The organism is Pseudoalteromonas sp. MMG006 (genome assembly GCF_018101025.1).
Lineage (GTDB): Bacteria > Pseudomonadota > Gammaproteobacteria > Enterobacterales > Alteromonadaceae > Pseudoalteromonas.
The window spans coordinates 138,525-150,833 of the sequence record NZ_JAGJEJ010000001.1 but is presented as its reverse complement, the minus strand read 5'-3'; the positions used below and the strand labels follow the sequence as shown (position 1 = coordinate 150,833).

General features: G+C 39.4%; 12 protein-coding genes. 9 read left to right on the top strand and 3 right to left on the bottom strand.

From position 1 onward, the window contains the following. The first annotated feature begins 83 nt into the window (after positions 1 to 83). On the top strand, positions 84 to 971 hold the full coding sequence (locus J8L73_RS00660) for an AraC family transcriptional regulator (RefSeq protein WP_211014208.1): 888 nt from the start codon (positions 84 to 86) through the stop codon (positions 969 to 971). 374 nt (positions 972 to 1,345) lie between these two features. Here the strand turns inward: J8L73_RS00660 and J8L73_RS00655 are convergent, their stop codons facing one another. Further along, a complete protein-coding gene (locus J8L73_RS00655; protein ID WP_211014206.1) occupies positions 1,346 to 2,320 on the bottom strand; it encodes a phosphatidylinositol transfer protein in 975 nt (324 codons plus the stop codon). A gap of 443 nt (positions 2,321 to 2,763) precedes the next feature. Next, complete coding sequence (locus J8L73_RS00650; RefSeq protein WP_210999055.1) at positions 2,764 to 3,183, bottom strand: VOC family protein; 420 nt, start codon at positions 3,181 to 3,183, stop codon at positions 2,764 to 2,766. 208 nt (positions 3,184 to 3,391) lie between these two features. Here J8L73_RS00650 and J8L73_RS00645 point away from each other — a divergent pair, with 208 nt between their 5' ends. The 7 genes from J8L73_RS00645 to J8L73_RS00615 all read left to right on the top strand — a co-directional run bounded on the left by J8L73_RS00645 (position 3,392) and on the right by J8L73_RS00615 (position 9,845). After that, positions 3,392 to 3,760, top strand: coding sequence for a hypothetical protein (locus J8L73_RS00645; RefSeq protein ID WP_247659530.1), 369 nt, complete (start codon positions 3,392 to 3,394; stop codon positions 3,758 to 3,760). Further along, positions 3,757 to 4,140: a hypothetical protein gene (locus J8L73_RS00640; protein ID WP_211014204.1), complete on the top strand. Its 384-nt coding sequence runs from the start codon at positions 3,757 to 3,759 to the stop codon at positions 4,138 to 4,140. Before J8L73_RS00645 ends, J8L73_RS00640 begins: the two co-directional genes overlap by 4 nt. A gap of 164 nt (positions 4,141 to 4,304) precedes the next feature. Then, a complete protein-coding gene (locus tag J8L73_RS00635; protein WP_211014202.1) occupies positions 4,305 to 4,787 on the top strand; it encodes a DUF3015 domain-containing protein in 483 nt (160 codons plus the stop codon). A gap of 80 nt (positions 4,788 to 4,867) precedes the next feature. Continuing rightward, entirely contained in the window at positions 4,868 to 6,700 is a 1,833-nt protein-coding gene (locus tag J8L73_RS00630) for a DUF4105 domain-containing protein (RefSeq protein ID WP_211014200.1), read from the top strand. Positions 6,701 to 6,869: 169 nt separating this feature from the next. Next, positions 6,870 to 7,634: a transporter substrate-binding domain-containing protein gene (locus tag J8L73_RS00625; RefSeq protein ID WP_211014198.1), complete on the top strand. Its 765-nt coding sequence runs from the start codon at positions 6,870 to 6,872 to the stop codon at positions 7,632 to 7,634. A 52-nt stretch (positions 7,635 to 7,686) separates the two neighbouring features. Further along, a complete protein-coding gene (locus J8L73_RS00620) occupies positions 7,687 to 8,619 on the top strand; it encodes an alpha/beta hydrolase (protein WP_211014196.1) in 933 nt (310 codons plus the stop codon). A gap of 137 nt (positions 8,620 to 8,756) precedes the next feature. Continuing rightward, complete coding sequence (locus tag J8L73_RS00615; protein WP_211014194.1) at positions 8,757 to 9,845, top strand: polysaccharide lyase family 7 protein; 1,089 nt, start codon at positions 8,757 to 8,759, stop codon at positions 9,843 to 9,845. Here the strand turns inward: J8L73_RS00615 and J8L73_RS00610 are convergent. Beyond that, complete coding sequence (locus J8L73_RS00610; protein ID WP_210999050.1) at positions 9,835 to 10,239, bottom strand: NUDIX hydrolase; 405 nt, start codon at positions 10,237 to 10,239, stop codon at positions 9,835 to 9,837. The genes J8L73_RS00615 and J8L73_RS00610 overlap by 11 nt on opposite strands. A 179-nt stretch (positions 10,240 to 10,418) precedes the next feature. On the opposite strand from J8L73_RS00610, the gene J8L73_RS00605 reads away from it, so the two are divergent. Continuing rightward, positions 10,419 to 12,302: an AMP-binding protein gene (locus tag J8L73_RS00605; RefSeq protein ID WP_211014192.1), complete on the top strand. Its 1,884-nt coding sequence runs from the start codon at positions 10,419 to 10,421 to the stop codon at positions 12,300 to 12,302. Positions 12,303 to 12,309 lie beyond the last annotated feature (7 nt).

Here is a 12,309-nt window from a genome sequence, read left to right as displayed (position 1 = left end):
AAGCCCAATAACTCGCAAAAGCTTGCCTAAAACTATCAGCGTTGTTATTTTACGCAAAATACACTCATTTAAAGGCGCCTTTTATGCCCACCATAGCCAATATGTTGCAACAATACGCCGAGCATAATCAATTACTCAGCTTTGAAGGCACCATGGAAACTATTATTCCAGGCGTGTATTTTCATCGAGCAACTAAAAGCTCGCCGCGCCAGCCGCTTATATATAACTCAGGTATTATTATTGTTGGGCAAGGTCATAAAATAATTCATTTCCCTGAACATCAAATAAAATACGGTGCAGGCGACTACTTAGTCCTTGGCGTACCGGTGCCATTAGAGTGTGAAGCATTCACCGATAACGACTTACCTGTTATGGGCATTGCCGTAAATATAAACCCTACAATGCTTCACAAACTCGTGAATCAAATAATGCAGCATAAGCCTCTTTCAACGTCCTGCTCTTCAGCACAAATTGGCGCAGTGCAGTCGGCAACTCTAGATAAAGCAATGGAGCTCGTTACTCATAGGTTATTAACTGTTTTAAATAACCCCATTGAGGCAGAGATATTTGGCGAGGATATAGTAAAAGAATTGGTATATCGCGTGCTTTGTGGTCCACAAGGACATACTTTGATAGGGCTTGCTATGCATGATGGGCATTATGCACGTATTGCCCGAACGCTCTCAACGATGCATAGTAGTTATGCTAATCAAATTACGGTTGAAGGGTTAGCTGAAGAGGTAAACATGAGTATATCGTCATTTCATCGTGCTTTTAGGCAAGTAACATTTGAATCCCCTTTGCAGTATTTAAAAAAAGTACGCTTAGCCAAGGCTAAAGAACTTATAACTAGTAGTGGAAGTAAGGCAAATGAAGCTGCATTAAAGGTAGGTTATACGAGCCCTTCGCAATTTAGCCGAGAATTTAAACGCCACTTTAATAAAACCCCAAGTGAAGTACATCTACGATGAAAGTTAACTTATTTTTGCGCTAAATACATTATCGCTAGGTCGTGTTGATCTTTGGAGTTAAATTTGTTGCAGATGTTGGATTTTAGGCTGCACTGTGATTACTCAAACTACAATAAATTAAAATCTTAGATACATAAAGTCAGACTTAACTTCTTAATGTTGTTAGCACTGAAAAAGCCAGACTTCATAAAGTCTGGCTTTGTATTTCACTCTAATATCCATTTAGGCTGCAATTGATTTGGATCCCCATCAAAGGATCTTGCTTGTTTTGGTTATACCAAAGATAATTTTGCCCGAAAGTTTTTTTATTTTTCCAAAGTCCACTTTGAGCAATAAGCTTATATTTTGCTTAAGCGTATTAGGGTTTTAACGCACTACTGACAATTAGCGTTGGGGAAGTTATTAACCTGTGTTGCAATATGCTCATTGTAGCTGTTATTGGAAATTGCAGTTGTGCCGTAATAGCCCGCCTCTTCGCCAATCGTAAAGCTTTGTGATGCACTCAGGCCTGACTTTATAAATGCTTCGGCATCTGTTTTTGCATTGCCATAAGCACGAACGATCTTGATACCATTCGCCTCAAGTTTATTGATCTGTTCTGTTTTGTACTGTGCAGTTTTAAACAAACTGGTTTCGTTGCTCAAAGAAGTACGTAAATAACCTGGTGGTAAACCCATCCAAGACAACCATCTTCGTGTACCTTTTCCATACCAATAAACACGTGCGGTTAAAAAAATTGGTTGATAGCCCAAATCTAAATAGCTGCGTACTAAAGTATAAGCCCCGTCTTTTGCATCAGCATAATCAATCTCAGTGTAGTCACCAACTTGTTCGGCATCAGACTCAGTTAATGTGCCATCGATATCAAATAGCACTGCTTCTGTATTGGGTTCAACAACCGTTAAGTAGCCTTCAGTACCAGTTCCATCAGCAACCACACCGGCATAAATTCGATATTGACCAGCCGACATTCCACCCAATGATAAAGTCGCCTTACCATCACTATTTGTGGTCGCAGAAGTTAAGTACTGCCACTGCGTATCGCTTTGACCACGAATATAAAATTTAACTGTTTCGAACTCTAAATCCTTGTGTACCACGCGACCATAATCAAACTTTGCCGTCATAGTTATCGGATTACCAACAGCCGCGACTTCATCGTGGATCATGTGATAATTAGGCAACCAAGTGATAGAACGGTTCAAACCATTTTTGTACTGTCCAGTTTCGAAGTTAGGAGCACTAAAGCGCTGCTCCATAAATTCAGGTTGGGGGCATTGAGGTAGAGCAAAAACTGAAGAAGCACTAGTAAGCAGAAGAGATGCTAAAAGCAATTTTTTATTGTTCATATTTTTCCTTGAGTAAAAGTTTTGATTACTCAAGCAGCGTAAACAACAAACGTTACAGAAAAGTTAAAAAATAGAGTTTGTTGACTTTTTAGGGTTAAAATTCGTTTAATCCATTGAAGATTTGATCGCGGCGCAAGATATACAACCAAGCTGGTTCGCTCGCGGCGACTATGTCACTCTGCTGGCTTACATCCGTGTAAGAATAAGTACAAACCGAGCAAAGCTTCCGCGTCCTGTTCACTCCCCTTGCCTACATCCATGTAAGCAACAAAGAGTTAATCGTTCCTAGAAAGAACCCGACGGGCAGCGCATGTTTGGTATTTATGTTGCGTTATCGCCTACCTATGGGGAATAACCACACCACATAGGCTCTGTCTTGCCTAAAAGCCGAACACACTGTAGGAATTTCAACCACCAAAGATCAACACGCCCTACACAAGTAACTATACTTTTTTAAATAAAACCTCAGGGTTTACCATGGTTTTCATTTCAAGCACATTGCCGTTTGGATCTTCAATAAAAAACGTTTCTTGCTCAAACTCATCACCTATAAATCGACGATATGGTTTATCAAGGTATTCGATTCCAGCAGCTTCAATACGCTTTTTTAAACCATTAAATTCATCTTCAGACAAATGAATACCAAAATGCGGCACTGCAACTGCGCCCATATCTACATCGTGGCGAACAGTCGGTAAACGTTCAACACTTTGATGAAGTGTTAACTCATTTCCCCAAAAATCTATATCTACCCAGCGCCCCTCTTCACTATTACCTGTTTTACAACCAAGTACGTCACAGTAAAACGTTTTAGCTACTTTTAAATCACCAGCCGGAATAGCCAAATGTAGACAGTTAGACATAAATTACCTTTAATTTTTGGTTTTTGTATATTAATAGCCTTTATTATACATAAAATATAATTTATGAAACATTAACAGTAATAAATTGGCATAGTTAATACCTTACCAGTTTAAAAATTGAGCTTAATAACATTTAGCGCTAAAAGTAGTCTTTAATTTATTAGAGATTGTTAGAAAGCATAAAAAGATTAGTTTAAAATGTCCTCCTATGATTAAATTCTTATTTTTAAAATTCATCACTTTCTTTTTTGGCTTTTTAGCCTGCTTTGCAATGCACACTACTTTTGCATTGCCTTTAGTGATTTCAGCTGCTCTTACGGGCCTTGTTGGCTCGTTTATTCCTTTTCCTGCGCGTTATAAAAATCATCCATATGCGGCAATTTATGCAGGCAGTTTTGCCGGTATGTGCTCTACGCACTTAATTACAAGTTATTGGGAAATAGCAATAATTTCAGTTATTGGGGCAGGCCTATATGTACTTACCATAAATATGTTTACTGGTTTTGGCGGTAAGCTTGGCAGCGTAGCCTTTGCAAGCGTCGCTTTATTTATGTTGGCCAAAGGTGTCGCTTTATGAACTTAGAATATCCACTTATTGCTTTACTCGGCGCATTTTTAACATTCTATTTAGCCAAACATAATCGCTTTGATGGTATACGTGCATCGGCCTCGCTCACTATTATTGCTTATTTAATTTTGAGTGCCTTAAACCTCAATCCTAACTTATACTCAGTCGTATTTTTTGGCGGTACATTTATAGGCATGAGTGCCCCCCATCGTTTTGGTGTTTACACGGTTGCCAGCTCATCTATTTTATTTTCTTTATTGTTTGAGTACTTAGTACCAAAACTCGATGGGTACGGCGGCGCATTGGGTATAAGTGCGTTTTTGTCGGTGTGTATTTGCCACATGTGTATACTGCTTGGCGCACCAAGAAGTAAAAAACCAACCCCCTAATTAAGCAGTTGGGTATTTAAAGTCCTCCTTTTTTAAAACGAGAGTGAAATACAACATCAAAAAATTCATATCTGCGTATGTTCCTTTTTTCTACAGCTCTGTTAAAATCCTCCGCGAACTTTATTTACCGTGAATAAAGACTAATCATATATGGATTTATGAATATGAAAAAACTAATCGCAGTAGCAGCTCTATCTTTACTTCCTTTCTCTAACGCAATGGCTGACCAAGATATTGGTTGTGGTCTTGGCTCTATGTTATTTGCAGGCCAACAAGGTAAAGGCGTTAAAATTTTAGGCGCTACAACTAACGGTACTTCTGGTAACCAAACTTTCGGTATCACTTTTGGTACTTTAGGTTGTGACGGTACTGGTACTGTTACTTCTTCTGAAAAAATTGCTTTATTCATCGACGGCAACATGGAGCAACTTGCTCGTGATATGTCTCAAGGTGAAGGCGAAACGTTAGCAACTCTTGCTGAGGTTTGGGGCGTTGCAGATCAAGATAAAGCAGCATTCAACAAGCTTGCTCAAGCACAGTTTTCTTCAGTATTTACTTCTGAAAACGTAACTTCACAAACAGTTTTAGAAAACCTAAACACTGTTGTAGCAAGTGACGCACAACTAGCTTCTTATACTCTTTCTTAATCAGCTAATTTAGCCGGTTTTATATGTATAAATAAAGCCGCTAGAGTATCCTCTAGCGGCTTTTTTATGATTTAGTGATTATGAAAAAAATATTTTTTACCTTGTTAGTCGCGCTATTTAGCACACATTTAAGCGCTAAAATTTTTGATAACAGCGCCTTAGCTACACACCCTTACTGGCTAAAACTGGGCCACTATCGCAGCACAACGTTGAGTAACTGGAAAAGTGAAGTAGACAGTGCTGAGTTTTTTTTATCCCCTACAGGTAAAGTAAACCCAATAGATGAGCTAAATGCCACAATTAATGCATTTAATCGCAATCAAGCTAGTCTACAAAAATATAGCTGCCAATTTCCTGCTCGTTATACATGGCTAAAATCAAAAATTAAAAATAATTGGCCAACTCTTAACTGCCCTGAACTACAAGCTTGGCAGCAAATTATTAACCCTCAAGGGGTTACGCTTGTATTTCCTACTGCATTTATGAATAGTCCTTCATCAATGTTTGGGCACACTTTGCTACGTATTGATGCTAAAGATCAAACTCGTAATAAAGAACTTATTGCCTTTGCTGTAAATTTTGCAGCAGAGCCCGATGCCTCAGATAATGCCGTAATGTATGCATTAAAGGGATTGGTTGGTAGCTACCCTGGTAAGTTTTCGCTTATGCCCTATTATAAAAAAGTGCGTGAATATAATGATTTAGAATCACGCGATATTTGGGAGTACAAGCTGAATTTAACCGAACAACAAGTAGAACTTGTACTGCTGCATTTGTGGGAGCTGCAAAATGCCACTTTTGATTACTTTTTTATAGATGAAAATTGCTCATATCAGCTGCTTGCGTTGCTGCAATTGGCAAAAGAAGAACTTAATTTAACCTCACAATTCAATATGCAGGCAATACCTTCAGACACAGTAGCGGCACTGAGAGATAACAATTTACTGCAAGCGCCAAATTATCGCCCGGCGTTTGGCACTAAGTTGTATCACTATTCAACTCAGTTAAGCGATCAACAACTCAGTGATGCCAGAGCCTTAATGCAAGGTAAGCCATTAAATACACGTAATTACTCAGAGCAAGAGCTGGTTGCCATATTAGAGATGGCTTACGAATGGTTAAATTTTGAGTTTTACGATAAAGCCCTTAACCGCGAAGAAATAGCACCAAGACTTACCAAATTTCTCATAATGCGCAGTAAATATGCTGTTCCATCACCATTATCAAAGCCAGCAAAACCTAACGCATCACCAGAGCAAGGCCACGGTTCTTCAAGATTATTAGTTAAAAGAGTGCATAACAGTAACCTGCAACATACTACTAATTTAGCTTACCGACTCGCGTATCATGACTTATTAGATAGGCCTGCTGGCTTTATACCTGGTGCACAAATTAGTTTTTTTGATTTAGAAACCAATCTAACCGATAACAGTAATACCCACATTGAGCACTTTTATCTATTAGATGCTATGTCGCTTGCCCCCGATAACCGTGTATTTGACAGCTACTCGTGGAATATCAAAATGGGCTTTGATAGACAACCAAGCCAAAATAAACGCTCAGGTCGATTTTTTACTAAAGGTGGATATGGTAAGTCTTACGGCAACCCAAACAGTGTGCATGGCTATGTTTTAGGGCAATTGGAGCTAAATTCTGGCGATATAACTAATCAACTAAGTGTTGGAATAGGTAGCGAGGCGGGCGTAATTTGGCAGGCTAACAATAACCATAAATTAGCACTTACAGGCAATGTGTTTTGGTTAAGTGACAACGCAGTAAGTAGCCACAGCGAGGCTGCCTTAGTTTGGAATTATGCTGTATCACGTAATGTTGCACTACGAAGCCAAATAAAATATGAAAAGTGGCACAGCCACAACACTTCAGCAAGTGTAGCCATGCAGTTTTATTTTTAGTTACTTTGTTGAGCCTTAATTAATAAGTCTATTAACGCAATATAGTTAGCAACGGGCATCTTGGTAAGACCTTGGTGCCTACTTTATTTACATAAAATAAACATTAAATGTATACCTTTTAGGCAACACTCACTAGACTAGCGGTAATACTATTAAAAAAGATTTTTTTATGTTTGTGCGGGTTGTATTAAGTACCTTAGTAATAATGTTGTATAGCACAATATGCAGCGCACATTCGGTTACTTTTATTGCAGAAGATCTCCCTCCTTATCATTTTATAAATAAAAATAGCGAACCTGACGGTGCATTAATTGATATAGCAAAAGCGGTTATAAAGCAGAGTAATTTATCCGCAGAATTTGAAATAATGCCTATGGCCCGTATTTTCAAGCAGCAACAAGCAAACCCCAATGCGATTATGCTATCGCTATTAAAAACGCCTAATCGTATAAATAAGTTTATTTGGTTAGGCGAAGTATATTTTGCAGATGCTTACCTGATTAGTTTAAAAAGCCACATAGACGAGGTCGTGCACCTAAATTACGCAAAAGAATATAAAGTGGCGACTATCAGAGGGTATTCAAGCGAAGCTTACTTAAGGCGCAAAGGCTTTACAGAAAATAAAAACTTAGTACTTGTTAGCTACTACCAACAACTTTGGCAAATGCTATATAAAAGCCGTATTGATTTTGTTGTTACTAATACACTTACACTCGATAACGAATTAAAAAGTTTAGGGCTCGATCCAAATTTAATAACTAAACGTATTCATTTAGATGAACTTCCTTCTTCGCTTAACTTTGCCGCTAATAAGCTGTTAGATACTCAATCTGCACACGCGATTACTAGAGGTTTAAAACAAATAAAAGAAAATGGCGAATACCAAGCTATTTTGCAAAAGTGGCAGCTATCATTACCAAGTACTGCCAACTAATTGTAATATATAGCGCCTATAATTTATGCAACGCTAACAGCACAACTTGGCTATGCGAAGAATTAAAACACCACAAGGTATAAAGCTTCATTACCAAGATGAAGGCGATAAAAAGTCACCTGTAGTCATTTTAATTATGGGGCTGGGCGCGCAAATGACCGTATGGCCCGACACGCTTTACTATGGCTTAGTAAAAAAAGGCTTTAGGGTCATCCGTTTTGATAATCGTGATACCGGCTTTTCAACTCACTTAGATTATTACACCAGCCCCAATTTATTTAAATCATGGCTTAGTAAGCGCTTTCCAATACGTACTAAACCCCCTTACTTACTGGACGATATGGCAGATGATGTGCTCGCACTCATGGCTGCACTTAAAATAAAAAAAGCGCATATGGTAGGCGCTTCAATGGGTGGAATGATAGCTCAGTTGATTGCAGCTCAACATAAAAAGCAGGTAATAAGCTTATCCACTATTATGTCATGTTCAAGCCTACCTAGATTAAGTGCTAAAAGTATTGGTGTATTTATAAAGCTTGCTAAATTGCAGCCTAAAACCTGCGGCCGAGAAGAAGCTATAAACTACAATATTAGATTAAATCAAATAATTGGAAGCCCAGCTTATCCTCAAACTGAAGACGTATTACGCCATCATGCAACTCAAATTGTAGATCGTGCCCATAACCCCAACGGCTATAAACGCCAATTAACAGCTATGGCCGCAAGTAAAGATAGGCTGCATTTAATTCGTAAAATTAAAGCGCCAACCTTGATCATTCATGGTAGTGATGATGTGGTGTTCCCGCTCAATGCCTCTAAAAAAACGGCAGCACTTATAAAAAAATCGAAATTAAAAGTAGTCCCTGGTATGGGCCATAACTTTGCCCCTGAGCTAATGCCAAAAATGACAAAATGGCTCACTAAGCACATAAAAAAAGCGCAGCGTAAGCACTTAAATAAAAAACAAAATAAGCAAAAGCAGTAAAAATACACCATTGGTTATACCAATAACCGCGTTGAAAATAACAAATTGGTAATGTTGATATTTATAATTGGTATGTTAAATTAAAGCCAAACGAAGTTAATATCGTTCACTTTAACTATCATCACACAGAGACAACAATGAAAAATCCAACATCCACTTTTAAACTCACAGCACTCGCTGCTGTTACCTCTTTATTGTTTATGGGCTGCGCTAGTACAAGCACTAAGGTTGAAAACAATGCTGCAGTACCAGCGTCAAAATTTGATTTATCACACTGGAAAATAAACGTACCCGTTGATTTAGACAACGACGGTAAAATTGACACAATCGACGTTGAAGAAATCCAAAACTATGCGCATCCTGATTTTTTCTATCTTGATGATCAAGGTTATATGGTATTTACCTCACCAAATAAAGCGCTCACCAGTGCTAATTCTACCAACACCCGTAGTGAACTTAGACAAATGATCCGCGGATCAAATACAAAAATTAAAACTAAAAGTCCAAAAAACAACTTTGCACTTGCCGTGCACCCTCTATCAGAGCGTTTTGGCTCGGTAGGTGGGAAAATGGAAGCCACTTTAAAAGTGGATCATGTTGCTTTACGTGCTACAAACCCAAATAAAAAAGCGGCTTATTCCGTGGTTGTTGGGCAAATTCACGCTGGTAAAGATCAAGCATTAATAGATACAAAACTAGGCTTTGGCTGGGGCAATGAACCGCTTAAGATTTACTACAAAAAATGGCCAGATCATAAAACGGGTTCAATTTTTTGGAACTATGAACGCAACTTACCAAAAAAAGATTCTAACCGAACCGATATAGCCTACCCTGTTTGGGGTAACACGTGGGAAAACCCAAATGATCCAGGCGACTCAGGTATCGCACTAGGTGAAGACTTTAGTTACACAGTTAACGTCCATGGTAATTTAATGCACCTTACGTTTAGTGCTAAGGGCAAAGAAGATGTTAATTATTCTATTAATTTAGGTAATAACGTAGATGCCTATGGCAAAGTCGATGAGAAAGATCATCCTAACGGCTATGCAGCCGATTGGCATTACTTTAAAGCAGGTGCTTACAATCAATGTAGTACCAAAAATGCCAAAGGTATTTGGTACCCAGGCTGCTTAGGCACTGGCGATTGGACTACCGACAAACAAAATGGCGATTACGCGCAAGTGAGCTTTAAAAAATTAGTATTAAGCCCATCAACTAAGCCGTAAGCGCTGCAGTGGTTAAGTAATTTTTAAGTGATGTAAACAGTGGTGTAGGTAAGTTATTAATATCATACCAGCGCCACTGAATACATTTATTAGGCTCCTTTAACACAGGTTCACCGCTTTCATAATCAGCTTTTACGTATAAAGTAATGTAATGTTTGTTTTCAGCAGTAAAAATATCATTAGTGTAATCAAGTTTAGTAATTTTACTTACATTTAGCCCTGTTTCCTCAAATACTTCGCGCATCGCGCACTGTTCAATACTTTCACCAAACTCCAAATGTCCACCAGGTGTAGCCCATGTATTAGCACCATGCGCACCTATTCGCTCCCCTAACAAAATAGTGTTCTCGCGCATTATAATAACCGCAACCCCTACTCTTACTATGTTACTCATATCGTGTTTTCACTTATTTTTAATGCAAGCTATGCTGAGCGACTCGTTTTATTTTGTCAATTTTGCAGTATAAAAAACAGTATTGATTAAATTTTGGCCGACCATAGTCGAATACCTAATACTCAAAAAAAGACCTACCTTTTGTAAGGTCTCTCACACACTAAGTATTAGGAGCCATTATGTTAGGCCCATATAAACAGCACTATAGTAACTTTAAGCAAAACCCAGAGCAGTTTTGGCTCAAACAAGCAAAGCGCCTGCCTTGGTACAAAACACCCAAACACGCCTACACACAAGACATCGATGGCCTTTACCATTGGTTTGATGGCGGTGAATTAAATAGCTGTTTTTTAGCGCTTGATCAGCATGTAATTGCAGGCTTTGGGGATCAAGCGGCTCTTATTTACGACTCTCCTGTAACTAATACCAAGCAAACCTATAGTTACTTACAACTACAACGACACGTGGCTAAATTTGCAGGAGTAATGCAATCGTTAGGCGTTAGTAAAGGCGACCGTGTTGTTATTTATATGCCTATGATCCCACAAGCTGTAATAGGTATGTTAGCGTGCGCTCGCTTAGGGGCAATTCACTCTGTTGTATTTGGTGGGTTTGCAGCCCACGAACTTGCTGCACGCATTGACGATGCTAAACCAAAACTAGTACTGAGCGCCTCATGTGGCGTAGAGGTAGATAGCATTATTGAATACAAACCCCTGTTAGATAACGCCTTAGACCTTGCCACACACAAGGTAGATCATTGTGTTATTTATCAGCGCGAGCAAGCAATTGCGCCATTAACGCCTACGCGCGATATTAATTGGGACAACGCAATGCAAAGCGCCAAAGAAGTAGCGCCTGTTGCCGTTGATGCAAGCGATCCGCTTTATATTTTATATACCTCTGGCACCACAGGCACACCTAAAGGTGTAGTACGCGAAAACGGCGGCCATGCAGTTGCTATGCACTACAGCATGGAAACCGTTTACGGTATGCAGCCCGGCGATGTGTTTTGGGCCGCATCAGATATTGGCTGGGTAGTTGGGCACTCATATATAGTGTACGCACCGCTTATGTACCGCTGTACCACCATTTTATTTGAAGGCAAACCTGTTCGCACACCCGATGCCAGTGCATTTTGGCGAGTGGTTGAAGAGTATAAAGTAAATGCACTATTTAGCGCGCCAACTGCATTTAGAGCCATCAAAAAAGAAGACCCAAATGCAAAAGGGTTTAAGCAATACAACACCCGTAGTTTAAAACGACTATTTTTAGCAGGCGAGCGGCTAGACCCGCCAACCTACAATTGGCTTAAAGAAAAAACGAATCTGCCAATACTCGATCACTGGTGGCAAACCGAAACCGGCTGGGCAATTGCCTGCAACCCCGTAGGCATAGAAGAGTTAGTAACAAAACCAGGTAGCTCAACAGTGCCAACCCCAGGATTTGATGTGCAAATATTGAATATGCATGGCGAGCAATGCGCACCAAACGAACAAGGTGCCGTAGTAATAAAGCTGCTACTGCCACCTGGATGCCTGCCAACTATTTGGCAAAATACATCGCGCTTTAAAGCTGGTTATTTAACACAATACCCTGGTTATTACCTTTCAGGCGATGGTGGCTACATAGATGATGATGGCTACTTATTTATAATGGGCCGCACAGATGACGTAATAAATGTGGCAGGCCACCGGCTTTCAACTGGCGAAATGGAAGAAATAGTAGCAGCGCACCCAGCCGTTGCCGAATGTGCCGTGTTTGGGGTAAGCGATAACCTAAAAGGCCAACTGCCTATGGCTATGATTGTGCTTAAAAATGATTTTACAGGCTCACCTATCGATGTAGAGCAAGAACTCGTGCAAACAGTGCGCAACCAAATAGGCGCTATAGCGTGCCTTAAAACAATAGTAAGTGTAGAGCGATTACCTAAAACTCGTTCAGGTAAAATACTACGTAAAAATTTGCGCCAACTAATCGATGGCGACGAACTACAAATACCATCAACCATAGACGATGCTGGTATTTTTGAAGAAATAAACCAACTAATAGCACAGCGCTAAGCTCAAA

Coding starts and splice junctions, on each gene's coding strand:
- J8L73_RS00660 (WP_211014208.1), top strand. CDS start 84: ATGCCCACCATAGCCAATATGTTGCAACAATACGCCGAGCATAATCAA.
- J8L73_RS00640 (WP_211014204.1), top strand. CDS start 3,757: ATGAACTTAGAATATCCACTTATTGCTTTACTCGGCGCATTTTTAACA.
- J8L73_RS00655 (WP_211014206.1), bottom strand. CDS start 2,320: ATGAACAATAAAAAATTGCTTTTAGCATCTCTTCTGCTTACTAGTGCT.
- J8L73_RS00650 (WP_210999055.1), bottom strand. CDS start 3,183: ATGTCTAACTGTCTACATTTGGCTATTCCGGCTGGTGATTTAAAAGTA.
- J8L73_RS00625 (WP_211014198.1), top strand. CDS start 6,870: ATGTTTGTGCGGGTTGTATTAAGTACCTTAGTAATAATGTTGTATAGC.
- J8L73_RS00645 (WP_247659530.1), top strand. CDS start 3,392: ATGATTAAATTCTTATTTTTAAAATTCATCACTTTCTTTTTTGGCTTT.
- J8L73_RS00630 (WP_211014200.1), top strand. CDS start 4,868: ATGAAAAAAATATTTTTTACCTTGTTAGTCGCGCTATTTAGCACACAT.
- J8L73_RS00610 (WP_210999050.1), bottom strand. CDS start 10,239: ATGAGTAACATAGTAAGAGTAGGGGTTGCGGTTATTATAATGCGCGAG.
- J8L73_RS00605 (WP_211014192.1), top strand. CDS start 10,419: ATGTTAGGCCCATATAAACAGCACTATAGTAACTTTAAGCAAAACCCA.
- J8L73_RS00620 (WP_211014196.1), top strand. CDS start 7,687: ATGCGAAGAATTAAAACACCACAAGGTATAAAGCTTCATTACCAAGAT.
- J8L73_RS00635 (WP_211014202.1), top strand. CDS start 4,305: ATGAAAAAACTAATCGCAGTAGCAGCTCTATCTTTACTTCCTTTCTCT.
- J8L73_RS00615 (WP_211014194.1), top strand. CDS start 8,757: ATGAAAAATCCAACATCCACTTTTAAACTCACAGCACTCGCTGCTGTT.